Source organism: uncultured Methylobacterium sp., assembly GCF_964244095.1.
In the GTDB taxonomy this organism is placed as follows: Bacteria; Pseudomonadota; Alphaproteobacteria; order Rhizobiales; family Beijerinckiaceae; genus Methylobacterium.
In genome coordinates this window covers 13,694-37,054 of sequence record NZ_CAXTHR010000010.1, presented here as the reverse complement: position 1 = coordinate 37,054, position 23,361 = coordinate 13,694, and the positions used below count along the sequence as shown (strand labels likewise).

The following is a 23,361-nucleotide window of genomic DNA, read 5'->3' as shown; positions in this document are numbered from 1 at the left end:
GAGAGGGGAGCCACGTATCCGGATGCGGCGCTCCCCTCTCCCGACCCTCGCTGACGCGAGGCCCACCCTCCCCCGCAGAGGGGGGAGGGAGAGCGCGGTGGCAGCCCAGCGCGATGCGTGAATCCGGTAGCGCCCTCGGGAAAAGGAGCCGCGCGGCGCCTTCCCCGGTCCACCCGACCTCGCCGAGGCCGCGCGGCGTCTTCACCGCCCCATCGCTTGCCAGCGTGGACGGACGGATCACCGCCAGCGCACAGGTCGCGCCCGGGCCGACGATGCGGGCGAGCGCCAGGTGCCCGGCCTCGCCCGCCGCCGCCAGGGCTGCCGCCTCGGCCAGCGAGCCGACACCCCGCAGGCGCTCGATGCGTACCGAGCGCGTCGGCACCCGATGGTCGGCGCGGACGAGCGCATCGGCATCCAGCGCCAGGGGCACGAGGCCGAAGGCGGCCGCCGCCTCCCGGATCGCCGGCTCCGCCGCCCGGTCGGCGGCGGTGGCGATCGCCACGAGCCGGTCGCCGAGGCCGGCCGCCGCGAGTGCCCGGCCGATCAGCGCGACGATATCCGCGGCCTGCGCGCCACGCCGGAAGCCGAGACCGGCGACGAGTCGGGATTCTGCACCACTCACGGCTTGGTCCACGCCCATTGCGTCACCGGCATCGCGCTCCGCCAGCCGTGCAGGCTGCCGACCGGGTCGGCGCGGGCGATCGACAGGCGCCGGAGCGTGCCGCCGCGTTCGCTGAAGGCGGCGAGCAGGACCGCCTCGCCCTCGAGCGTCACCGCGTTGGCGACGATCCGACCGCCGCCCGCCAGCGCGGCGAGCACCGCCGGCAGCACGCCGGGCGCCGAGAGCCCGCCGCCGACGAAGATCGCGTCCGGCGCCGGCAGGCCGGCGAGCACCGCCGGCGCCGCGCCCTGGACGACCGTCAGCCCCGGGACGCCGAGGGTTTGCGCGTTGCGAGCGATCCGCCCGGCGCGCGCCGGGTCCGCCTCGATCGCGATCGCCGTCATGGCGGGGTGGCGCAGCATCCACTCGATCCCGACGGAGCCCGCGCCGGCGCCGACGTCCCACAGGCGCTGCCCGGCAAGCGGCCGCAGGGCGGCAAGCGTCACGGCGCGGACCTCGGCCTTGGTGAGTTGCCCGTCGTTCTCGAACCATGCGTCGTCGAGGCCGGGCGCGAGCCCGATCGCGCGGGCCTCCGGGCCGCCGGCCACGGTGATCGCGACCGTGTTCAGGGCGGCGATGCCGGGCAGGTCGAAGTCCTGCGCCACCGCGGTGCGCAGGACCTCGCTCGGGCCGCCCATCGCCTCGCACACGCTGATCGGCGACGCCCCGAAGCCGCGCTCGGTCAGCAGCGCGGCGATCATCGCCGGCGTTGCGCCGTCCCAGGACAGGACGAGGAGGCGCGCGCCCGGCTGCAGGTGCGGCACCAGCCCCGCGAGCGCGCGCCCGTGCAGCGTGAGGCAGGCGCACTCGGCGAGCGGCCATCCGAGCCGCGCGCAGGCGAGGCTGAAGGCGGAGGGCTGGGGGAAGGCGCGGATCTCGGCGGCCGGCACCAGCCGGGCGATTTCGGCGCCGATGCCGTAGTGGAACGGATCGCCGGTGGCGAGCAGGCAGGTCGGCCGGCCGCGCAGGGCGAGGATGTCCGCGTAGGCCGCTGAGATCGGGCTCGGCCACGGCCGCGCCTCCGCATCGAGCGGCGCGGCGAGCGCGAGGTGGCGCCGGCCGCCATAGACGACCCGGGCGCCGTCGAGCGCCGCCCGCGCGGCGGGCGAGAGCCCGTCCCGCCCGTCCTCGCCGATCCCGACGATCGCGAGCCAGGCTTTGCCGCTCGACAGCGGTTCAGGCGCGTCGGACAAGGCGGCCATGCGCATCCTCGTCCTCGGGGGCACGAGCGAGGCGGGCGCCCTCGTCCGCGGCCTCGGCCCCCATCCCGGTTTCCACGTCACGCTGTCGCTGGCCGGCCGCACCGCCGCGCCGGCCGCCGAGCCCGTCCCGACCCGCATCGGCGGCTTCGGCGGGGCCGAGGGGCTCGCGCGATACCTGCGCGATCGGGCCATCGACCAACTCGTCGATGCCACGCATCCCTTCGCCGCCCGCATCGGCCGCAACGCCGCCGAGGCCGCGGCCGCGGCCGGCGTGCCGCTGCTGGCGATCCGCCGGCCGGCCTGGGCCATGCAGCCAGGCGACGCCTGGACCGAGGTCGACACGGTCGCCGCCTGCGTCGGCGCCCTCGGCGAGGCTCCGAGAAAGGTCTTCCTCACGGTCGGCCGGATGGAGGTCGCGGCCTTCGCGGCCGCGCCGCAGCACGACTACGTGGTCCGCACGATCGAGCCCCTCGGGGACGCCCTGCCGGTGCCGCGGCTCGCCGCGATCCGCGCGCGCGGCCCGTTCGACGCGGCCGCCGAAGAAGCCCTGATGCGCGCGGCCGGCATCGCAGTCCTCGTCACGAAGAACGCCGGCGGGGCCGCCACCTACGGCAAGGTCGCCGCCGCGCGGGCGCTCGGCATCCCGGTGGTGATCGTGCGCCGGCCCTGGAAGCCGGAGGTCGCCTCGGTCGCCGACGCCGCCGCGGCGCTGGAGCGGGTTCTTGCCGCCGGCCGGGGTCATGCGACGCTTCGCGGCGTGTAGACGAACGGCCGCTCGCCGGCCCCGCGCGGGATCAGCCGCGTCGTGGAGGCGCCGATGATCACCAGCGTCGCCATGTCGGCGGCCACGTCCTGCGCCTCGGCCAGCGTCGTCACGCGGATCGCCTCGTCGGGCCGCGTCACCGCGCGGGCGAAGACCACCGGCGTCGTGGGCGCGCGGATCGCTGCGGCGATCCCGAGCGCCCTGCCGAGCTGCCACGGCCGCGCCGAGGAGATCGGGTTGTAGAGCGACACCACGAAGTCGGCGCGCAGCACTGCCTCCAGCCGGGCGGTGATCACGTCCCACGGCTTCAGGTTGTCGGACAGCGAGAGCGCGCAGAAATCGCCGCCGAGCGGCGCGCCGAGGCGAGCGGCGGCGGCCAGCATCGCGGTGATGCCCGGCTCGACGGTGATGGTGAGCCCACGCCAGGACGGCTCGCCCCGCTCCACCGCCTCGAACACGGCCGCCGCCATGGCGAACACGCCGGGGTCGCCCCCTGAGACAACGGCGACGCGCCGCCCGGACGCGGCGCGTTCGAGGGCGAAGCGGGCGCGGTCGATCTCGACGCGGTTGTCGCTGGCGTGCCGCGTCAGGCCCGGCCGGTCGGGCACGCGGGCGACGTAGGGGTGATAGCCGATCAGGTCCTCGGCCGCATCGAGCGCGGCGCGCGCCGAGGCCGTGAGCAGGCCGGCATCGCCCGGACCGAGACCGATGACCGCCAAATTCCCGCTCACGGCCTGCGGCCCTCGCCCGGCACCAGCACCATCGAGAAGTAGGGCGCCGCGTCGTCGGGCTTGTCGGCCAGGGCCACCACGCGCTCGCCGGCCATGGTGCCGCGCTCGACATAGACCGCGCGACCGAGGAGCCCGGCTTCCTCCAGAGCGGCCCGCACCTTCGGCAGGTGGCGGCCGAGCTTCATGATCACCGCCGCGTCGGTGTGCGCGAGGCGCGCCGCCAGATCCGCCGCGGGGAGCGTGGCGGGCAGGACCGTCAGCACGTCGTCGCCCCAGGTGATCGGCGTGCCGGCCCGGGTCCAGCAGCCGGACATGCCGGTGACGCCGGGCACAACCTCCACGGGGAAGCGGTCCTTGAGGCGCCGCCACAGGTGCATGAACGAGCCGTAGAAGAACGGGTCGCCCTCCGACAGGATCGCGACGTCGCGCCCCGCCCCGAGATGGTCGGCGAGCCGCCCGGCCGCGTCATCGTAGAAGGCGGACAAGGCCACGACGTAGTCGGGGTGATCGGGGTGCAGTTCGGTGGTGTAGGGGTAGGCCAGCGGCAATTCGCGCGCGGCGTCCGGCGCCAGCACCGCGTCGGCGATGGTCCGCGCGTTGCCGCGCCGGCCCTTCTTGCAGAAGTGGACCAGGACCGGCGCCCGCTCCAGCACCCGCACGGCACGCACCGTCAGGTAGTCCGGATCGCCCGGACCCATGCCGACGCCGTAGAGCGTGCCGGTCGCGGTCGAGACCGGCTTGGCCGCGCCCGCGCCGGGGTCCTCGGGGAAACGCGGCCCGCCGGACGCCATCACTCGATCTCGTTGGCGAGCGCGTTGACGGCGGCCGCCGCCATCGCGCTTCCGCCGCGGCGGCCGTGGACCACGACGAAGGGCACCCGCCCGTCGTGGACGAGCGCCGCCTTCGATTCGGCGGCACCGATGAAACCGACGGGGATGCCGATCACCACGGCCGGCGGCGCGACGCCCTCGTCGAGCAGTTCGAGCAGGCGGAACAGAGCGGTCGGCGCGTTGCCGACCGCGACGACGCTGCCGGGCAGGTGCGCGCGCCACAGTTCCATCGCGGCCGCCGAGCGCGTGGTGCCCATCGCGGCTGCCATCTCCGGCACGCGCGGGTCGGTCAGGGTGCAGATCACGCGGTTGCCGGCGGGCAGGCGCGCGCGGGTGCAGCCGTCGGCGACCATGCGCACGTCGCAGAGGATCGGCGCGCCGGCCCGCAGCGCCGCCTCGCCGGCCTCGGCGAAGCCGTCCGACATCTCGACGTCGGCCGGCAGGTCGGTCATGCCGCAGGCGTGGATCATGCGCACGACCACGCGCTCGGCCGCCCCCGACCAGCGGGCGAGGTCGGCTTCCGCGCGGATCATCGCGAAGGACCGGGCGTAGATCGCGCCGCCGTCGCGCAGGTACTCGTGGCGGGCGCTCATGGCGGGGTCCCGAGGGCTGGTCCGGCGCGGGCGTCGCCGCCGAAGGATGGAGAGGCGAAGGCTTGAAGGCCGGCCGCCTGGATGTCGAAAGCCTCGGCCAGCGTGCTGGAGTTCGCCCTCCATACCCGCTCCAGCGCCGCCTCGAAAGTCAGTTCCCATGCCGGCGCATCGCCGGGCATCCCGTCGAGGACGACGCCGTAGCGACCGCCCCGGCCGACCAGCGTCAGGTCGGCCCGCCCGGGATGGGCGCAGCCCTTGGCGCAGCCGGAGACGTGGGCGGTGAGCCCGCGCGCCGCCAGCGGCCGGAACGCCGCGGCGAGCCGGGCGGCGTCGGCGCCGGTCGGCGTCGAGCCAGAGCCGCAGGCCGGCGCGCCGGGGCAGGCGGCGACGGCGCGGCGCGGATCGTCGGGCGCGGTGACGAAGCCCGCCGCCGTGAGGCCGGCGAGAAGCTCGGCGCGCCGATCCGGGCGGGAATCCTGCGCGTGCAGCACGAAGCCGCGGGCCGGCGAGAGGCGGATATCGGCGGCGCCGAGGGCGGCGCCGGCCTCGGCAAGCCGGACGAGCATGTCCGCCGTGCAGCGGCCGAACGGCGCTTCGAGTTCGAGAAGGGTGTCGTCCGCAGGCATCAAGGAACGGCCTTGCGGTTCCTGCGACGCACCGGTCTCCGTCACCGCCGGAGTTGCGGAGCTCCTTGTCCGAACGGCGGACGGCGCTGCTGTCCCTGCGCCATCCCCGGAGGCCGCACGCCCCTCACCCTGTCCCTCTTCCCCTGGGAGAGGGAGCCTGCGCGCGCATCCGTCGACGCCGGCGCGTGGCTGAAGCAGCGCCGCGCGTTCGGCCGGCGCAAGGTCGCGGACGCGGCGCCGGCCGGTCCCGGCAAAAGCGCGCAGCAGCGCCGCGACCGAACCGGCGACCTCGCGCTCGCCGCACTCCGCGACCCAGGCGATGCCGTCGTCGCCGCCGAGGCCGATGGCGGCGCGGCCGGATGCCGTCGCCCTCACGTGGAGGTCGGCGGCGATCCCCGGCAGGCCGGTGGCGCCGCCGCCCTCGATCAACACCAGGGTCTTGGGCGGGAGGTTCGGGATCGCGCGGCCCTGCGCCTCGATCGACCGGGCGAGCCCCGGCAGGTCGAGGAAGGCCGGCGACAGGCCGGCGCGCGGAGAGGTCAGCGTCAGGCGCTGCGGACCGCCGTCGGCGCGGGCGTCGCCCAGGCCGACGCGTTCCAGCGCGGCGGCGAGGCCGGCGCGGGTCGCTTCCGTCACGCCGCGGATCTGGAGGTTGGCGCGGGCGGTGACGTCGACGTGGGCGTTGCCGAAGCGGCGCGCCGCATCCGCCACGGCACGAAGCTGGGCGAGCGACAGGATGCCGAGCGGCGGGTGGATGCGGGCGAGCAGCCCGTCGCCCGTCGGCATCGGGCGTGCGAGGCCCGGGCACCAGCCGCGGCGGGCGGGCGCGTCCGGAGGGATGCGGCGCGAACCGCTCATTCGGCCGCCTGCGGCATGAGTTCGTCGGCGGGCATCGCGTTGCGGCGGGTCGTCCACAGGCCGCGGGCCCGGGCCTCGTCGAACCGCTCCAGGATCGCGCGGGTCGCCGCCGGGTTGGCCGCGCGCAGCGTCTCGAAGGTGTCGCCGTCGGCGATCCAGGCGCCGTAGAGCCGGTCGAAATCGGCATCCGTCACCGCGTCGGTGGTAGCGGCGAGCACGAACACCGCGTCGAGGCCCTGCGCCAGCTCCTGCGCGCCGCGATACCCGTGCCGGAGCTGTCCGGCGATCCAGCGCGGGTCGGCGAGCCGTGCGCGCACCAGCCGGGCGGCGTCCTCGCGGGCCGTGCGCGCCTTCGGCGTCTCGGGGTTCGACACGTCGAGGCTGTAGAGCGCCGGCGTCCCGCCGCCGAGCGCGGCGGCGGCGGCGAAGCCGCCCATCGCGTCGACCGCGGCATCGCCGTCGAACAGGTCGCGCTCGGCCACGTCGAAGGCGTGGAGGTAGGCGTCGGCCTGCGCGACCCGCGCGGCAAAGCCCGCATCGGCGCCCTCCGTATCGCCGTAGGCGTGGCCGCTCGCGGCGAGGTAGGCGCGGCCGAGGTCGTCGCGATCCGCCCAGGCGCCGTCAAGCGCCGTCCCGGCGGTGCCGGCGCCGTAGCGGCCAGGTGCCGCGCCGTAGATGCGCGCCTGTCCCTCGCCGCGGCGGCGGGCGGCGGCGAGCGGGTTCTCGTCGTCGTCCTCCTCGCGCAGGGCGACGGCGCGGGCGGCGCGGTCGAGGAGCGCCAGGGTGTCGGGGAACGTGTCGCGGAACGCGCCGGAGACGCGGCAGGTCACGTCGATGCGCGGCCGGTCGAGGAGCGCCAGCGGCAGCACCTCGAAGCCGGTGACGCGCGTCGAGGCGTGGTCCCAGGTCGGGCGCACGCCCATCAGCGCCAGCGCGTGCGCCACGTCCTCGCCGCCGGTGCGCAGCGTCGGCGAGGCCCAGAGGTCCATGACGAGGCGGGCGGGGTATTCGCCCTCGTCCTGCAGGTGGCGGCGCACGATCGCGGCGGCGGCCGTCTCGCCGAGCTGTGCCGCGGCCCGCGTCGGCAACGCGCGCGGGTCCAGCGTCGTGAGGTTGCGGCCGGTGGGCATCACGTCGGTGCGCCCGCGCGAGGGCGAGCCGGCCGGCCCCGGGGGCACGAAGCGGCCGTCCAGCCCAGCAAGCAGGCCGGCGCGCTCGCAGGCCGCGCTCGCGGTCACCGCCACCGAGGCATCGGCTGGCGCGCGCCCGAAGACGTGGAGCCCGTCGCGGAACGCGGTCTCGCCGAGGTCGCACAGATGCGCGTCCAGCGCCGCCAGCGCGTCGGCCATCGCCGTGTCGGCGGTGATGCCGGCCGCAGCCAGCAGGCCGGCGGCCTCGGCGTCGTCGAGGATGGCGCGGGCGATCAGCGCGGCGCGGCGCGGATCGAGCACGCTGGCGGAGGCATATTCCTCCACGCGTTCGCGCAGCCGCGCCGCCTCCGGATCGAGGCCGCCGGTCTCGACCGGCGGCGTGAGGTGGCCGAGCGCGATCCCGCCGAGGCGACGCTTGAGCGGCGCGGCCTCGCCCGGATCGTCGACGATGAACGGATAGATCACCGGCAGCGCGCCGACGGCCAGCGCCGGCCAGCAATCGGGCGAGAGCGCCACGGCCTTGCCCGGCAGCCACTCGGTGGTGCCGTGCGTGCCGAGATGGACCAGCGCGTCGAACCGCGTGCGCAGGCCGAGGTGGAACGCGAGGTAGGCATGGGTCGGCGGCGCGTCGGGGTCGTGATAGCCGGCCTTGCGGTCCCTGGCGCGGCCGCGGTCGGGCTGGAGGAAGACGGCGAGCTTCCCTTCCTCCCCCGCAGAGGGGGAAGGGGGCGCGTCGTGGTGGGCGGCGGCCATCCGGAAGCGAAAGGCACCGTCCGTGCAGGCCGGATCGGCCGCGGGCTCGCCCCACCGCTCGGTCAGGGCGGTGCGCGATGCCTCGGGCAGGGTCGCGAGCCACACGCAATAGGCGTCAAGCGTCACCGAAAACGCCGGCTCACCCTCGGTCAGCGCCCGCATCAGTGCGGCGGCATCCGGCAGCGCGCCGGCGGCGTAGCCCGCAGCGGCGAGGTCGGAGACGATGGCGCGGGCGCTCTCGGGCGTGTCGAGGCCGACGGCTAAGCCGGCGCGCCCCCCGCGGGCGGGATAGTCGGACAGCACGAGCGCGAGCCTGCGCCGCTCACGCGGCGTGGCGGCCAGCCGCAGCCACGCGGCGGCGCGGTCGGCCAGCGCCGCGATGCCGGGCGCGTAGGCGATCGCGCGGCGCTCGGCATACCCCTCGGTCTCCGCGGCCTCCTCCTTGAACGAGATCGGGAAACCGGAGAGCCGGCCGTCAAATTCCGGCAGGGCGACCTGCATCGCCAGGTCCGCCGCGCTCATGCCCCGCGCCGACGCGGCCCAGGCCGCCTTCGGGCTTCCGACCGTGAAGGCCTGGATCACCGGGCAACCGGCGCCGTCGAGGACGAAGCCGGCATCCTCGCGCGCCGAGAAGGCGGTGGCGGCGATGATCAGGTCCGGGCGCCGGGCGGCGATGGCGGCGCGGACGGCGGCGACCGCCTCCGGGTCCTTCAGACTCGATACGGCGAGCGTGAGGCTGCCGACGCCGCGCGCGCGCAACGCCATCGCGAGGGCGTTGGCCGGCCCGCCGTCGCCGCCGAGCGCCGCCGAGCGGTAGACGAGGATCAGCGCATGCGGCCTCGGACCGTCGGCGGAGGGACGATCCTGCGTAGCCGGCCCGAGGCCGAGCGGCGATGCGCCGGCCGCGAGCGCGGTGTCGAGGTCCAGCGGCCCGCATCCGGGGCACCAGGGAAAGCCGCGGGGCAGCGGCTCGGGCGGCTCGACGACGGACGAGACCCCGATCTCGGCGGCGAGCCGGCCGAGCATGCGGCGCAGGTTGTCCGGGCCGCCGGCGCGAAAATAGCCGTCGAGCACCGGCACGAGGTCGGGCGCGGTGGCGTAGGCGACGAGCCGCGCATCGGGCCGGTCGCAGCCGGGCAGCACCACGAGCCTGATGCCGGCGGCGCGCGCGGCCGCCGCGCAGCGTTCCACCCCGTAGCGCCAGTAATCGAGGCCGCCGAGGCAGCGGATCACCACGATCCTGGCCCGCGACACGACCGTCTCGACGTAGAGATCGACCGACATCGGGTGGCGCAGGCGCGACAGCTTGGCGAGGCGAAGCGACGGGAACGCAGGGCCGCAGCGCGCATGCGCGTCGGCCATGCCGAGCAGGTCCGAATCGGTGAACGACAGGAACACGATATCGCCGGGCTGCTGCCCGAGGTCGACCGCCGCCTCGCCGTCGTCGAGGCTCACCGTATCGATGCGGATCAGGTGCATCGCGTCAGGCCCCCGGAGCGCCGGGCCCGTCGGCGACGAGACGCGGGCGGGCGGGAAACGTCACGCCGTCGTAGATCTCGGATGCCGGCAGGGCGATGCCGAGGGCGGTGAGCGCGACGAGTCCGTCGAGGCCGAGGATGCGCGCCTCCACCCAGGTCCGGTCCGCGTCGCGCGACCACAGCCGGATCTCGGCCGCGTTCGGCTCGATCAGGAGGATATGGTCGAGGGTCCGCAGTGTCCGGTATTCCGCGACCTTCTCGAAGGCGTCGAAGTCGCGGGTGCTCGGGGACAGCACCTCTACCACCACGCGCGGCTCGGCCGCCTTCAGCGCATCCGGATCGCGCGGTCCGCAATCCACGCCGACGTCCGGGCGGCGGATCTGCTCCGGCAGCGTTTCGACGCTGCCGTCCCCCGTGAAGGGGCGGCAACCGGTGCCGCGGAGTGCGGCGCGAAGCAGAGCGAGGACGTTGACGACGATGTCGTCGTGGACGTTCCGGGCGCCCGCCATCATGCGAACCGGCACGCCGGCGACGAGCTCGTACCGCTCCGCCTGGGCGTCCTGCCAAGCGAAGAAGGCGTCCACGCTCATCGGGTGCGGTTTGCGCTCGAGCATCCTGACAACGTTCGTTGAAACGGCGCGACACGTGGCGTGCGCGATCACCAACACCCTCAACCGGCAAGCGCCGCGGCGACGGCGCCCTGGTCGAAGCCCTTCAGCCCGATCACCACCAGCGTGCCGTCGCGCCGCTCGGACGCGGTCCAGGGCCGGTCGAAATGGTGGCTGATGCGCCGGCCGACGCCCTGGACCACGAGGCGCATCGGCTTGCCCTCGACGGCGCAGAAGCCCTTGATCCGCAACACGCCTTCGGTCGCCGCAGCCTTCTCGACGCGCGCGGCGAGGTCGCCGGCGGTGACGGCCGTCCGGACGGGCAGCGCCACGGTCTCGAAATCGTCGTGGTCGTGATCCTCGCCCGCGCCGTGATGGGAGGGGCGCGCATCGAGGTCGTCCTCGGCCGCCGCCCCGAGGCCGAGCAGCACCCGCGGGTCGATCCGGCCGTGGGCGGTCTCGACGACCTTCACGGCGCGGGGAAGCTGGCGCTCGACCTCGGCGCGCACGCTCGCGAGGGCGGCGGCGTCGAGCAGGTCGGCCTTGTTCAGCACCACGAGGTCGGCGCAGAGGAGCTGGTCCTCGAACACTTCCTCCAGCGGGTTGTCGTGATCGACGGCGCCGTCGGCCGCGCGCTGGTTCGCCAGCGCCTCCGGGTCCTCGGCAAAGGCGCCGGACGCAACCGCCGGTCCGTCGACCACCGCGACGACGCCGTCGACGGTCACCCGCGCGCGGATCGCCGGCCACTGGAACGCCTGCACCAGGGGTTTGGGCAGGGCGAGGCCGGAGGTCTCGATCAGGATGTGCTCGGGCGGGTTCGGCCGGTCGAGGAGGGCGGTCATCGCCGGCACGAAGTCGTCGGCGACCGTGCAGCAGATGCAGCCGTTCGGCAGCTCGACGATCGAATCCTCGGTGCAGCCCTCGACGCCGCAGGCGGCCAGGAACGACTTGTCGAAGCCGACGTCGCCGAACTCGTTGACCAGGATCGCGAGCCGCCGGCCGCCGGCGTTCTCGATCAGGTGGCGCACCAGCGTGGTCTTGCCCGCGCCGAGGAAGCCGGTGACGATGGTGCAGGGGATTTTCGACACGATGCTCATGGGTGCTCTCGCCGGAGGCTCAGGCCGCGCGCGGCGGGAAGGGCGGGATGCGGGCGACGACGCCCTTGCGGAATTCCTGCGGACGCTCCTTCCACGGCACGATCCCGTCCGGCGTGGCCGCGTAGAGCCCGACGCCGTCGAGGATGATGCGGGCGGACTCCGCCGGGTCGAGGTCGCCGTAGACGTAGGTCCAGCGGTCCTCGGACGCGACCGCCACGGTGCAGGGGCGCTTGCAGACGGACAGGCATTCCACCGGCTCGATCCGCACGTGCTCCGGCCTCGCGGATTGCCGGAGCGCGTCGAACAGGCGCGCGCCGGCACGCGGACCGTCGGGGGCGTCGCCCTCCATCCGGCAGGTGGTGCAGACGTAGAGGACCGTCTCAGCCACGGGCGGCCACCGCGGGTTTGGGGGCGAACATCCGCCACGCGCGGCCGAAGGCGAGGCCGATCACCGCCCAGAACACGAAGGCGATGGCGAGCGAGCGTGCGGCGAACTGCGCGGCGAGGCCGGCGGGCAGCTCGGAGGGGGTCGCCGCCACCTCCGGTGCCCCGGCGAAGTGCGGGGCGACGATCAGCACGATCCCGCCCAGGATCGTCACCGGCACCCGGCGGATCGCGATGAGATAGAGGCCCATGGCGGTCGCCGCCGCGGTCATGACCCACCACGCCTGCCGCGCGGCGAGCGGGGCGGCCTCGCTGCCGGGCAGTTCCGGCGGCAGGCCGAGCGCCGGCGCCAGCGCCACGGCGAGGAAGCCGGCCACCGCGAAGGCCAGCCCGCGTTCCGGCGTCGGCTCGCGGCCGGTCGCCAGCATCGCGGCGCCCAGCAGCAGCGCGTAGCCGATCCCGCCGACCAGCGTCGCGAGCCCGGTGAACAGCATCCGCGGCAGGCCCTCGGCCGGTTGCCATTCGGGGGCGGCATGCGGCCCGCCGCCTTCGTGGGCGTGGGCGAGCACGATCGGCAGGCGCTCGGGGCGCGGTATTGCGAAGGCCGCGGCGCCGGGCGCCGCGTGCGTCTCGTAACGCTCGGCCGCGACGATCAGCGGCGAGGTCAGCGCGAGTTCGAGCCCCGTCACGAGCACGGCCGCGAGGAAGCCGGCGGCCAGCGCCGCCGACAGGAGCCGGATGAGCATGGGAGCGCCTGGGTTCAGGCGGTCAATGGCACGGGAAGTTCTGGGTGTGCCGGAAGTCGTGCGCCGCGTTGTGCAGCGCCGAGGCCGGCGCGAAGCCGGCCAGGAACACGAGGCCGAGGCCGAGCAGCGCCGCGACAACGGCGGCGGCGACGCCTTCGTTCGCGCGGGTGCCGGATTGGGCGAGCGTCTGCGTGGTCATCATCGAAAACATCTCCGGCCGCCCCGCCGGCGGCGTTCGAGAAAGCGCGGGGGACGGCAGGTCTCCTGGCTCGCGGATCGCCGCGCCTGCCGCCTTCCCGATCCGTATCGGTGGCGATGGCAGGAGCTAACCGCTCACAGTTGCGGGGGCAGCCGCGGAATCGGGTTTCCCCTCACCGCATTCCCTTTTCACCCCGTTGCCGGGGCACCGTCGGCACCAGCCTTACCCTGTCGGGGGCCTCGGCACAACGGAGGCTTTGACGGGCGCGCAAGGGTTGAGGCATGGGAGGCTGATGCGAAGCCCCGCGCCCCGGACCACCCTCGTGCTCGGCGGCGCACGCTCGGGCAAGAGCGCCTACGCGGAATCGCTGGTCGAGGCCGCGCCCGGCCCGTGGCTCTACCTCGCCACGGCGCAGGCCTGGGACGACGAGATGCGGGCGCGCATCGCGCTCCACCGCGCCCGGCGGCCCGCGAACTGGATCACGCGGGACGTGCCGACCGCGCTGGCCGGGGCGATCGCCGAATCGGGCGGGCCGGTGCTGGTCGATTGCCTGACCCTGTGGCTCACCAACCTGCTGCTCGCCGACGCCGACCTCGACGCCGCGACCGAGGCGTTGTGCGCGGCCTGCGCGGACGCGCGCGGCCCCCTGGTCCTGGTCTCGAACGAGGTCGGCCTGGGGATCGTGCCCGACAACGCGCTCGCCCGCCGCTTTCGCGATGCGGCGGGGCGCCTGCACCAGCGGCTGGCGGCCGACGCCGACCGCGTCGTGCTCGTGGTCGCCGGGCTGCCGCTGATCGTCAAACCACAAGGGACGCCATGACGGACGAGGCCGGGATCGACGACGCGGCGCGCCATCGCGAGAAAATGGGGAAGCGCAAGGCGGTGCAGGACGCCGAGGTGGCGGAAAAGACGATCGAGAAGGGCCTGCTCATCGTCAACACCGGCCCCGGCAAGGGCAAGACTACGGCCGCACTCGGCCTGATGCTGCGGGCCCTCGGCCATGGCTGGCGGGTCGGCGTGGTGCAGTTCATCAAGGGCGCCTGGGATACCGGCGAGAAGCACGCGCTCGGCACCTTCGGCGACCGCATCGCCTGGCACACGCTGGGCGAAGGCTTCACCTGGGAGACGCAGGACAAGGCCCGCGACATCGCCGCGGCCGAACACGCCTGGGCCAAGGCGCTGGAGCTGATGGCCGACCCGACCATCCGCCTCGTCGTCCTCGACGAGCTCAACATCGCGCTGCGCTACGATTACCTGCCCCTCGACGCGGTGGTCGCGGCCTTCCGGGCGCGCCGGCCCGACCTCCACGTCGTCGTCACCGGCCGCAACGCCAAGCCGGCCCTGATCGAGGCCGCCGACCTCGTCACCGAGATGAACGTGGTCAAGCACCACTTCTCGGCCGGCGTGAAGGCGCAGGTGGGGATCGAGTTCTGATGCCGCATCGCGCCGCGAGGCGCCTTGCCGAAGCGCGTCAGCGCGACGCCGGCAAGCCGTCGTACTGCTTGAGTATCGCGATGTCGGACCATGGCGCCGGCCAGAGCGTGAGGCGGTAATGGTCGTCTCCGTCGAGCCGGTCCTCGCTCAGGGTTCCGAGCCCGCCATAGCAGGCCCGCACCCGGTACGAGCCGGGCGCCACGGAAAGGATTGCGATCGAACCGCCGGTGCATTCGTGAATCTCCATGCGCCCCGAGGGCAGATCGAGGCTGGCTTCCGCGACGTGGTCCCACGCGTCCAGCGCCAGGGGCGGAGCGGCGTCCATGATCTCGACATCGACCGGCACCTCCATGTTCCGCTCCGGCTGGATGACGACGACGTGAGCGGCCGCCTTGATGCGGCGCTCCACGTCGGCCTCGCTATAGTCCACGGGCGGGTCCGGGCTGATCCCATGGTCCCAGAGATAGAATTGATGGTAGTCGGCGAAGACGGCGTACCGTGTCGGCATTGAGGCAGGCTCCCTGCGCGGATCGACCCGATGACCGACATCGCCGACGCCATCTTATCGTTCCCCTCCATCCGCCGGCGGCTTCCCCGGATCGGCCGCAGCGTTCTCCCCGCGCCGGGTTGCGGACGCGAACGGCCCCTGCCGCCACGGCCGCCCGCATGACCGCCCGCGCCATCATGATCCAGGGAACCGGCTCGGACGTCGGCAAGTCGCTGATCGTGGCCGGCCTGTGCCGGGCCTTCGCCGATCGCGGGCTCACCGTGCGGCCGTTCAAGCCGCAGAACATGTCCAACAACGCCGCCGTCACGGCGGATGGCGGCGAGATCGGGCGGGCGCAGGCGCTGCAGGCGCGCGCGGCCCGGGTCGCGCTGTCGGTCCACATGAACCCGGTGCTCCTCAAGCCGCAGAGCGAGACCGGGTCCCAGGTGGTGGTGCAGGGCCGCATGGTCGGCACGGCCAAGGCGCGCGACTACCAGGCCTGGAAGCCGCGGCTCCTCGCCTCGGTGATCGAGAGCTTCGACCACCTGCGGTCGCAAGCCGATCTCGTTGTCGTCGAGGGCGCGGGCTCGGCCTCGGAGGTGAACCTGCGCCAAGGCGACATCGCCAACATGGGGTTCGCCCGCGCCACGGACACGCCGGTGGTGCTGCTCGGCGACATCGACCGGGGCGGCGTCATCGCCAGCCTCGTGGGGACGAAGGCGGTGATCGCGCCCGAGGATGCGGCGATGATCGTCGGCTTCCTGGTCAACCGCTTCCGTGGCGATCCGAGCCTGTTCTGCGACGGCATGGATCTGATCGCGCGCCATACCGGCTGGGCGAGCCTCGGCCTGATCCCGCACTTTTCCGATGCGAGTCGCCTGCCGGCGGAGGACGTCCTGGGCCTGGTCGGCTCCGCGGCCCTGGCGCCGACGCACAGGAAGGTCGTCGTGCCGGTGTTCCCGCGGATCGCCAATTTCGACGACCTCGATCCGCTGCGGGCCGAGCCCGCGGTCGAGGTGGTGCTGGTCCGGCCGGGAGAGCCGATCCCGGGCGATGCCGCGCTGGTGCTGCTGCCGGGCTCCAAGACCACGATCGACGACCTCGCCTTCCTCCGCGCCCAGGGCTGGGACGTGGATCTCCGCGCGCACACCCGACGCGGCGGCCGGGTGCTCGGACTCTGCGGCGGCTACCAGATGCTGGGGCGGACGCTCTCCGACCCGCACGGGATCGAGGGCGAACCGCGCACCGTTCCCGGCCTCGGCCTGCTCGCCGTCGACACGGTGATGACCCCGCTGAAGCGGCTCGAAGCGGTCTCCGGCGCGAGCGCGGCCGACGGCGTTCCGTTCACCGGCTACGAGATGCATGTCGGCGAGACCACGGGCGCCGATGCGGCCCGGCCGCTGCTGCGGCTCGCCGATGGCCGGCCGGACGGGGCGGTCTCGGCGGACGGGCGCGTCTGCGGCACCTACGTCCACGGGCTTTTCGCCGACGACCGGCAGCGGGCGGCCTGGCTCCTGCGCCTCGGGGCGGCCTCCGACGGCGCGTCCTACGAGGCCGGCATCGAGCGCGTGCTCGACGCGCTGGCCGCCCACCTCGAACGCCACGTCGATTGCGACCGGCTGCTGGCGCTCGCGCGCTGATTCGCGGCGGCGGCGGCGGTGCGGTCCGCCCGGTTCGGTAGGCAGGCGCGCCGTCCAGCCCTAGTCTCGCACCAAAGCGCGGCCTCCATGAAGGACCGCCGGCACGCGAGGAACGCCCGATGACGCCGACCCAGACGCCGCCCGTCGATCCGCCCGCCGTAGACGACGCGCTCGCCCGCAGCACCCTCGCCACGGTGACGTGGCGGCTGATGCCGCTGCTCGGGCTGATGTACCTGATCGCCTACATCGACCGGCAGAACATCTCCTACGCCAAGCTGCAGATGGTCGGCGACCTGGGCTTGAGCGAGAGCGTCTACGGGCTCGGCGCGTCGCTGTTCTTCCTCGGCTACTTCCTGTGCGAGGTGCCGGCCAACGTCATCCTGGAGCGGGTCGGCGCACGGCTGTGGTTTGCCCGGATCATGGCGACCTGGGGCCTGATCACCGTGCTGCTCGGCTTCACCCAGAACACGGTGATGTTCTACGTCCTGCGCTTCCTGCTCGGCGTCGCGGAAGCCGGGTTCTTCCCCGGCGTGCTGTTCGTGCTCACCCTGTGGTTCCCGCAGAAGCACCGGGCGGCGATGATCGGCTGGTTCATGATCGCGAGCGCGGCGGCCAACGCCGTCGGCGCGGCGATCGGCGGCGCGCTGCTCGACCTCGACGGCGCGCTCGGCCTGAAGGGCTGGCAATGGGTGTTCGTCAGCACCGGCCTGCCGGCGCTGGTGCTCGCCATCGTCGTGCTGCGCGTCCTGCCGGACGGCCCGGAGACGGCGCCGTGGCTCGACCGCGCCGGCCGCGATTGGCTCGCAGGCACCTTGAGGCGCGAGCGCGAGACCGGGGCCAAGGTCGAGCACGGCAACCCGTTCGCGGCGCTGCTCGACCGGCGGGTGTGGATGCTCGCCGGCGTCTACGTCGCGTTCCCGCTCGGCGCCTACGGCCTGAGCTACTGGCTTCCCACGGTGGTGAAGAGCTTCGGCGTCACCAACACCGTCAACGGCTTCATCAACGTCATCCCCTGGGTCGTGACGGGCCTCGCCCTGTGGTGGGTGCCGCGCCATTCCGCGCGCACCGGCGAGCAGACCTGGCACGTGGTCGGGCCGGGGCTGGTCGCCGCCGCCGCGCTGGCGCTAAGCGTCGTGGTGCCGGGCTCGGCGCTCAAGTTCGCCTGCCTGTGCGTGGCGGCGGCCGGCATCTTCTCGGCGCAGCCGGTGTTCTGGTCGCTGCCGCCGACCTTCCTCAAGGGCGCGTCTGCCGCGGCCGGGATCGCGGCGATCAACTCGGTGGGCAACCTCGGCGGCTTCGTCGCGCAGAACGCCGTGCCGATGATCCGCGACCGCAGCGGCAGCGACCTCGTGCCGATGGTCTTCCTCTCGGCCTGCCTGGTAGTCGGCTCGTGCCTCGTCTTCGTGGTGCTCGGCGCCCTGCGGCGCGATGCGAGCCGCCGGACCGCGCAGACGCCGGACGGCGCCCGCCACGCCTGAGCACGGGTGCCCGGTCAGACGAGGGCGAGGAGCGTCGCGGCTACCGCGGTGAGCAGCCAGAGCAGCAGGCAGGCGGTGCGGTAGACGGCGAGCGCCCGCTCGACGTCGGCCGGGCCGGCCTCCGCGCGGCCCCCGCCCATCCAGGCGTCGCGCACCGTCACGCCGTCATAGACCCGCGGACCGGCGAGCCGCAGGCCGAGGGCGCCGGCCATCGCCGCCTCCGGCCAGCCGGCATTGGGCGAGCGGTGGCGGCGGGCATCGCGCCATACGGCCTCCCACGCCCCGGCCGGCGAGGCGCCGCGATGCCGAGCGGCGGCCGCGACGATGAGCAGCGCCGTCAGCCGCGAGGCCGGCAGGTTCACGAGGTCGTCCAGGCGCGCGGCGGCCCAGCCGAAGGCTTCGTGCCGCGGCGTGCGGTGGCCGACCATGCTGTCGGCGGTGTTGATCGCCTTGTAGAGCGCCCCGCCCGGCAGGCCGCCGAGCCCGATCCAGAAGGCGGGCGCCACGATCCCGTCGGAAAAATTCTCCGACAGGCTCTCGATCGCGGCGCGGCAGATGCCGGCCTCGTCGAGCGTCTGCGGATCGCGCCCGACGATCATCGCCACCGCGCTGCGGCCACCCGGCAGGCCGTCCTCGCGCAGCCCGGCGGCGACGCGGGCGACGTGCTGGTGCAGGCTGCGCTGCGCCGGCAGGCTCGCCGCCAGCACGGCCAGCACGGCGATGCCGGCAACGGGCCCGGCCAGGCCCGCGGCGGCCGTCAGGCCGAGCGCCGCAATGCCGACGACGCCGAGCAGCAGGCCGAGCGCGACGACGCCCGCGGCCCGCCGCGCCGCCGGAAAGCCGCGGTTCAGCCGACGATCGAGGGCGGCGATCAGCCGGCCGATCCAGGTGACAGGGTGGCCGAGCGCCCTGTAGAGCGCGTCGGGATAGCCGGCGCCCGCCTCGATCGCCAGGGCGAGGGCGAGGAGGGCGAGCGTGTCGGGCGGATGAGCGAGCGCGGTCCAGGACATTCCGTTTGGGTGGCCGACCTGCTGGACGCGGCGCCGATCGCCCATGGCGGCGACCTCGACGCGGCGCGAAAGGAGTTTCCCGGGGCGCCGGAGCCGTGGATCGACCTCTCCACCGGGATCAACCCGGTCCCCTATCCCTGCCCGCCGCCGGAGGCCAGCCTGTTCCGGCGGCTGCCGTCAACGGCCGACCACGCGGCCCTGCGCGCGGCGGCCGGGCGGGCCTACGGCGCCGAGCCCGGCCGCATCGTGCCGGCGCCGGGCACGCAGGTGCTGATCGAGACGATCCCGAGGCTGGTTTCGCCGGCCGCGGTGGCCGTCGTCGGGCCGACCTACGCCGAGCACGCCGCCGCCTGGGCGCGGGCCGGCCACCGGGTCTCCACCGTGGCCGACGTCTCCGAGGTCGGCGCCGCCCGCGTCGTGGTGGTTGTCAACCCGAACAATCCCGACGGCCGGACGTGGCCGGCCGCCGCTCTGCTCGCCCTGGCCGGCGCCCTCTGCGCCCGCGGCGGCCTGCTCGTCGTGGACGAAGCCTTCGCCGACTTCGAGCCGGTGGAGAGCCTGTGCCCGCGGCCGGCGCCGGGGATCGTGGTGCTGCGCTCCTTCGGCAAGAGCTACGGTCTGGCCGGCCTGCGGCTCGGCTTCGCGGTGGCCGCGCCGGATACCGCGAGGCGGATCGCGGCGGCGCTCGGGCCCTGGGCCGTCTCGGGGCCCGCGCTCGCGATCGGCCGGGCGGCGCTCGACGACGCGCCGTGGCGCGCCGCGGCGGCGGTGGCGCGGGCGGCGGACGCCGCGCGCCTCGACCGGATGATCCGGCGGGCGCACGGGACGATCGTCGGCGGCACCGCCCTGTTCCGCACCGCCGACTTCGCGGACGCGCCCGGCTTGGTCCGGCGCCTCGGCGCGGCCGGCCTCCATGTCCGGCGGTTTGCCGAGGCGCCGTCGCGGCTGCGCTTCGGCCTGCCGGGCGACCGCACCGAATGGTGCCGGCTGTCGCGGGTGCTCAGGTAGCGGCGACCGGCCGCTAAGCACCATTGCGCGAAGTGGCCGCCGGTTCGCGCGAGACAATGATGCGTCACCAAGGAGATCGAAGCAGGCATTCGTAGGCGAAGCCACGAAAGCCTGCTTAGAGCCGTGCCCGACCACGTTGGGTCGGGCACGGCTCTAAGGCCTTGTTGTGACGTGCTTCCTTGCGACGAACCGGTGTCCACTTCGTCGGGAAGCACTCTGGGGTGTGAACCGCATCAAGGCATTGCGTCCGCTCTGGTTTTATGATTCACGGTCGCCGTTTGCAGCACGGAGGCGGTGATGGCGGACCTGTTCTGGCTCTCGGACGAGCAGTGGGCGGTGACGGCGATTTTGTGCCCCCCCCGCAACCACCCTTGAACTCGCCCAAAATCCACAGGATTCAGAGAGCGCCATGCTCAGATCTACGGATGTCTGCACCAGGAAATACGATCGTTTCATGAAGCGCCAATATGACTACTGCCAGCGCCTCTTGAGATTAGTCGCTTTGTTGATGCCATTCTTTTCCGTACACAGCCAAGTTTTCGCCCAATCCTTTACGGTACCCGACTTCATTTTCTTCCCTTCACATCAGGCGTTTTTATCTGCCGTCTCCGAGCAACGTACCCCCAGACAAACTTACCCTAACATCGTCAAGATTACTATTTTAGCTGTTCCTAACCAGCCATCAAATGAAGGCTACCTTATCGACATTCAAATCGACGATGTTATTCGTGGTCCTATCACTAAAGGAACCCACAAAGCATTATACGCCACATTCTATGGCTCTAAGCCTGCACAGATTGAAGTGGGCCGCCAATATTACTGTGCGATTACAGATTACCGCATGGAGCGCATACCCGGATTTTATCGCATAGAGCCTCCCAGCCCAAGAATTTCTGGAGGAAGATTTTAATGGCCGATAATTTCGCGACAACGTTTGACAACAACGTTCAGCAACATATTTTATTAAAGCCTGGATTCTCTCCTGCAGCAGCACGACATAAACCTAGGGTGTGAACCGCATCAAGGTGTTGCGGCAATTGTGATTTTGTGATTCACGGCGGCCGTTTGCAGCGCGGAGGCGGTGATGGCGGACCTGTTCTGGCTGTCGGAGGAGCAGTGGGCGGTGATCGCGCCGTTCATGCTGCAGAACCAGCCTGGACCTGAGCGCAAGGACGACCGGCAGGTCATCTCGGGCATCCTGCACGTGCTCAGCTTCGGCCGCCACTGGCGTGACTGCCCGGCCGTCTACGTCAAGCGCACGACCGTCTACAACCGCTTCAACCGGTGGTCCCCGCGCGGTTTCTGGCGGGTGATGCTGGCCGCTTTGGCCAAGGCCGGATGGGCAGGAGATGCCGCCGCCATCGACAGCACCTACGTCAGGGCCCATCGCTCGGCACACGGCGGAAAGGGGCGGCCGAGGCGCAGGCGATCGGCCCGTCGCGGGGTGGCCAGACCACCAAGATCCACGCCCTCACCGATGTGCTCGGCCGTCCCGGCGTCCTCCTGCTGACGCCGGGTAATGCCAGTGACGTGCGCACGGCCCCGGAAGTTCTGGCCGTAGCGCCCGGCCGCATCCGCCGCCTGACCGCCGACAAGGGCTACGATGCCGACTGGCTGCGCACCGACCTGCGGGAGAAAGGCATCACGCCGATCATCCCGGGCAAGCGCGGCCGCAAGCGCCGCATCCGCCACGACAGGCGCCGCTACCGCAAGTGCTGGCGCGTCGAGGCCACCTTCTGCCGTCTGAAGGATTTCCGGCGCATCGCCACCCGCTACGACAAGCTCGCTCGCAACCTACGCCTCAGCCATCGCGCTCGCCGCCGTCATCGCTTTCTGGTGCTGATCGCGTCAGTCCACTAGGTAGCGGCGGCCGGCCGCTCCAGCACGGCGGCGAGCACCGCGAGGCCCGCCAACGCGATGCCGACGGCGCAGACGCCGGACCAGCCGGCGATCAGGAAGGCCTGCGAGCCGGCATAGGCGCCGAGCGCGCCGAACACGAACATCACCGTGAACAGCACCGTGTTGATCCGCCCGCGCGCGCCGGGGACGAGGGCGTAGGCCCGCGTCTGGTTGGCGATCAGCGCGCCGTTGATGCCGATGTCGATCAGCAGCACCCCGAGCCCGACCGCGACGAGCGACCACGTGCCGCCCGCCCACAGGACGACGAAGGCGGCGACCACGAGGAGGCTGCCGCCGACCACCACCGGCCGTGCGCCGCGGGTGTCGGTGAAGCGGCCGGACGCCGGCGCGACCAGGGCGCCGCAGACGCCGATCACCCCGAACAGGCCGGCCCCGGCCGCCGACAGGCCGAAGGGCTCGGCTTCGACCAGCAGCGCCAGCGTCGCCCAGAAGGCGTTGAAGGCGGCAAACAGCAGGGCCTGCGACAGGCTGGCGTCGCGCAGGACCGGCTGGGTGCGCGCGAGGTGCAGGATCGAGAGCATCAACGCCCGGTAGCGCAGCCGCCCGGTCCGGGCCGTGCGCGGCAGCGTCGCGGCGGCGACCGCGACCATCCCGAGCGACACGCCGGCCGCGGCGAGGAACACCGCGCGCCAGCCGAGATGCGCGCCGACGAAGCCGCTCGCCGTCCGCGCCAGCAGGATGCCGGAGAGCAGCCCGGTCATCACCTGGCCCACGATCCGGCCGCGGGTCGCGTCGGGCGCCAGCTCCGCCGCGAAGGGCACCGCCTGCTGCGCGGCCGAGGCGAGGACGCCGATCAGCAGGCTTGCGAGCGCCAGGGCCGGAAGGTTCGGGCTGAGCGCCGCCGCGACCAGCACGAGGCCGAGCCCCAGCAACTGCCCGAGGATGAGCCGGCGCCGCGGCAAGGCGTCGCCGAGCGGCACGAGGCCGACGACGCCGAGCGCGTAACCCACGAGGCTCGCCGTCGGCACCCAAAGGGCGGCGCGCGGCCCGAACTCGGCGACGAGCAGGCCGAGCAGCGGCTGGTTGTAGTAGATGTTGGCGACCGCGCCGCCCGCGATCAGCGTGAGCCCGAGCCGGGCCTTGGCGGTGAGTTCCGGCTGCGGCACGCCGGGGAGCACGCCGCTCACGGTCGGGCCTGCGGGTCGCGCGGGCGGGTCGGCGCAGCGGGCATGGGCGATGTCTCGGGGGGAAGGCCGCCTCGCCTAGGCGCCGTCGGCCGCGATGGCAACGGCGCCGGACGCGAGACGCGGCCGCGCGGCGGTGGCGCACCCGGTTGCCCGCGACGCGGCGCAGACCTACCTCAAGACCAGGGACGAGGCCCGTCCCCGCGATTCGGTCGCACGCCGTCGCGTTGTCGATCGGCGGGATTCGGGTTCTGATGCCGCGAATCGGATCGCCGGGATTGATTCGCACGGCGGACGACGTCTTCGAGGACGGGAAACAGGGACGGTCGCATGCCGAATTACCGTGTGGACTTCGCCAAGCAGATCCTGGGGCTACCGTTCACCATCGGCTCGGTGGAGATCCAGCGCGCCCGCGACCCGGATCGCGCACGGCGGGCGGCGGAACTGAAGTTTGCCCGGCAATACGGCCTCGGCGACTGGCGCGAGCGCGCCGACAGCGCCGTCGTGGCCCAGGCCGGCGACGCGGGGGGCTGAGGCGTCGACCCGGAGCGGGACGGCCCTGGTCGCACGGCGCGGCACG

General features: G+C 73.5%; 22 protein-coding genes, 2 pseudogenes and 1 riboswitch. Of the genes and pseudogenes, 9 read left to right on the top strand and 15 right to left on the bottom strand.

Going from position 1 to position 23,361, the window contains the following annotated elements:
- Positions 1-238: 238 nt before the first annotated feature.
- Positions 239-640, bottom strand: a pseudogene (locus tag ACFE86_RS03235) (cobalamin biosynthesis protein); the annotation flags it as partial.
- Positions 619-1,863, bottom strand: coding sequence for a precorrin-6y C5,15-methyltransferase (decarboxylating) subunit CbiE (gene cbiE / locus ACFE86_RS03230; protein WP_375453891.1), 1,245 nt, complete (start codon positions 1,861-1,863; stop codon positions 619-621). The pseudogene ACFE86_RS03235 and the gene cbiE, both read right to left, overlap by 22 nt.
- Here cbiE and ACFE86_RS03225 point away from each other — a divergent pair.
- Complete coding sequence (locus tag ACFE86_RS03225; RefSeq protein ID WP_375453890.1) at positions 1,862-2,626, top strand: cobalt-precorrin-6A reductase; 765 nt, start codon at positions 1,862-1,864, stop codon at positions 2,624-2,626. The two genes, cbiE and ACFE86_RS03225, sit on opposite strands and share 2 nt — an antisense overlap.
- Here the strand turns inward: ACFE86_RS03225 and cobJ are convergent.
- The 10 genes from cobJ to ACFE86_RS03175 are packed head-to-tail and all read right to left on the bottom strand — an operon-like array spanning position 2,602 to position 12,680.
- Positions 2,602-3,357 (bottom strand): precorrin-3B C(17)-methyltransferase, encoded by a 756-nt coding sequence (gene cobJ, locus ACFE86_RS03220; protein WP_375453889.1) that lies wholly within the window; start codon positions 3,355-3,357, stop codon positions 2,602-2,604. The two genes, ACFE86_RS03225 and cobJ, sit on opposite strands and share 25 nt — an antisense overlap.
- Positions 3,354-4,148, bottom strand: coding sequence for a precorrin-2 C(20)-methyltransferase (locus tag ACFE86_RS03215; RefSeq protein ID WP_375453888.1), 795 nt, complete (start codon positions 4,146-4,148; stop codon positions 3,354-3,356). Before ACFE86_RS03215 ends, cobJ begins: the two co-directional genes overlap by 4 nt.
- Positions 4,148-4,780, bottom strand: a complete 633-nt coding sequence (locus ACFE86_RS03210; protein ID WP_375453887.1) for a precorrin-8X methylmutase — start codon at positions 4,778-4,780, stop codon at positions 4,148-4,150. The genes ACFE86_RS03215 and ACFE86_RS03210 overlap by 1 nt, the downstream gene beginning before the upstream one ends.
- Positions 4,777-6,264, bottom strand: a complete 1,488-nt coding sequence (gene cobG / locus ACFE86_RS03205; protein WP_375453886.1) for a precorrin-3B synthase — start codon at positions 6,262-6,264, stop codon at positions 4,777-4,779. The genes ACFE86_RS03210 and cobG overlap by 4 nt, the downstream gene beginning before the upstream one ends.
- Positions 6,261-9,647, bottom strand: coding sequence for a cobaltochelatase subunit CobN (gene cobN / locus ACFE86_RS03200; RefSeq protein WP_375453885.1), 3,387 nt, complete (start codon positions 9,645-9,647; stop codon positions 6,261-6,263). The genes cobG and cobN overlap by 4 nt, the downstream gene beginning before the upstream one ends.
- A 4-nt stretch (positions 9,648-9,651) precedes the next feature.
- Complete coding sequence (locus tag ACFE86_RS03195; protein WP_375453884.1) at positions 9,652-10,260, bottom strand: Uma2 family endonuclease; 609 nt, start codon at positions 10,258-10,260, stop codon at positions 9,652-9,654.
- Positions 10,261-10,316: 56 nt separating this feature from the next.
- The gene (cobW, locus tag ACFE86_RS03190; protein WP_375453883.1) at positions 10,317-11,351 is read right to left on the bottom strand and encodes a cobalamin biosynthesis protein CobW; all 1,035 of its coding nucleotides are present in this window, start codon (positions 11,349-11,351) and stop codon (positions 10,317-10,319) included.
- Between the two features lie 19 nt (positions 11,352-11,370).
- Positions 11,371-11,739, bottom strand: coding sequence for a DUF1636 family protein (locus ACFE86_RS03185; RefSeq protein WP_375453882.1), 369 nt, complete (start codon positions 11,737-11,739; stop codon positions 11,371-11,373).
- Positions 11,732-12,481 (bottom strand): CbtA family protein, encoded by a 750-nt coding sequence (locus ACFE86_RS03180; RefSeq protein ID WP_375453881.1) that lies wholly within the window; start codon positions 12,479-12,481, stop codon positions 11,732-11,734. Before ACFE86_RS03180 ends, ACFE86_RS03185 begins: the two co-directional genes overlap by 8 nt.
- A 22-nt stretch (positions 12,482-12,503) precedes the next feature.
- Positions 12,504-12,680: a CbtB domain-containing protein gene (locus ACFE86_RS03175; RefSeq protein ID WP_375453909.1), complete on the bottom strand. Its 177-nt coding sequence runs from the start codon at positions 12,678-12,680 to the stop codon at positions 12,504-12,506.
- 37 nt (positions 12,681-12,717) lie between these two features.
- Positions 12,718-12,907: riboswitch (cobalamin riboswitch) on the bottom strand.
- Positions 12,908-12,972: 65 nt separating this feature from the next.
- Between ACFE86_RS03175 and cobU the strand changes: the two genes are divergently transcribed.
- Positions 12,973-13,500 carry a bifunctional adenosylcobinamide kinase/adenosylcobinamide-phosphate guanylyltransferase gene (gene cobU, locus ACFE86_RS03170; protein WP_375453880.1) on the top strand — a complete coding sequence of 176 codons (528 nt, stop codon included), beginning with the start codon at positions 12,973-12,975 and terminating at the stop codon, positions 13,498-13,500.
- Positions 13,497-14,114, top strand: a complete 618-nt coding sequence (gene cobO / locus ACFE86_RS03165; RefSeq protein ID WP_375453879.1) for a cob(I)yrinic acid a,c-diamide adenosyltransferase — start codon at positions 13,497-13,499, stop codon at positions 14,112-14,114. The genes cobU and cobO overlap by 4 nt, the downstream gene beginning before the upstream one ends.
- A gap of 37 nt (positions 14,115-14,151) precedes the next feature.
- Here cobO and ACFE86_RS03160 read toward each other — a convergent pair whose 3' ends face one another.
- Positions 14,152-14,622: a hypothetical protein gene (locus tag ACFE86_RS03160; RefSeq protein WP_375453878.1), complete on the bottom strand. Its 471-nt coding sequence runs from the start codon at positions 14,620-14,622 to the stop codon at positions 14,152-14,154.
- A 158-nt stretch (positions 14,623-14,780) separates the two neighbouring features.
- Between ACFE86_RS03160 and ACFE86_RS03155 the strand changes: the two genes are divergently transcribed.
- Positions 14,781-16,241: a cobyric acid synthase gene (locus ACFE86_RS03155; RefSeq protein ID WP_375453877.1), complete on the top strand. Its 1,461-nt coding sequence runs from the start codon at positions 14,781-14,783 to the stop codon at positions 16,239-16,241.
- Positions 16,242-16,360: 119 nt separating this feature from the next.
- Entirely contained in the window at positions 16,361-17,719 is a 1,359-nt protein-coding gene (locus tag ACFE86_RS03150; RefSeq protein WP_375453876.1) for an MFS transporter, read from the top strand.
- 14 nt (positions 17,720-17,733) lie between these two features.
- Here ACFE86_RS03150 and cbiB read toward each other — a convergent pair whose 3' ends face one another.
- Positions 17,734-18,729: an adenosylcobinamide-phosphate synthase CbiB gene (gene cbiB / locus ACFE86_RS03145; protein ID WP_375453875.1), complete on the bottom strand. Its 996-nt coding sequence runs from the start codon at positions 18,727-18,729 to the stop codon at positions 17,734-17,736.
- Between cbiB and cobD the strand changes: the two genes are divergently transcribed.
- From cobD to ACFE86_RS03130, 3 genes and pseudogenes are all read left to right on the top strand, one after another.
- Positions 18,706-19,737: a threonine-phosphate decarboxylase CobD gene (gene cobD, locus ACFE86_RS03140; RefSeq protein WP_375453874.1), complete on the top strand. Its 1,032-nt coding sequence runs from the start codon at positions 18,706-18,708 to the stop codon at positions 19,735-19,737. The genes cbiB and cobD overlap by 24 nt on opposite strands.
- Before the next feature lie 454 nt (positions 19,738-20,191).
- Positions 20,192-20,647, top strand: coding sequence for a hypothetical protein (locus ACFE86_RS03135; protein ID WP_375453873.1), 456 nt, complete (start codon positions 20,192-20,194; stop codon positions 20,645-20,647).
- Positions 20,648-20,821: 174 nt separating this feature from the next.
- Positions 20,822-21,580, top strand: a pseudogene (locus ACFE86_RS03130) (IS5 family transposase).
- Between the two features lie 13 nt (positions 21,581-21,593).
- Here the strand turns inward: ACFE86_RS03130 and ACFE86_RS03125 are convergent.
- Positions 21,594-22,775: an MFS transporter gene (locus tag ACFE86_RS03125; RefSeq protein WP_375453908.1), complete on the bottom strand. Its 1,182-nt coding sequence runs from the start codon at positions 22,773-22,775 to the stop codon at positions 21,594-21,596.
- 336 nt (positions 22,776-23,111) lie between these two features.
- On the opposite strand from ACFE86_RS03125, the gene ACFE86_RS03120 reads away from it, so the two are divergent.
- The gene (locus tag ACFE86_RS03120) at positions 23,112-23,315 is read left to right on the top strand and encodes a hypothetical protein (RefSeq protein WP_375453872.1); all 204 of its coding nucleotides are present in this window, start codon (positions 23,112-23,114) and stop codon (positions 23,313-23,315) included.
- Positions 23,316-23,361 lie beyond the last annotated feature (46 nt).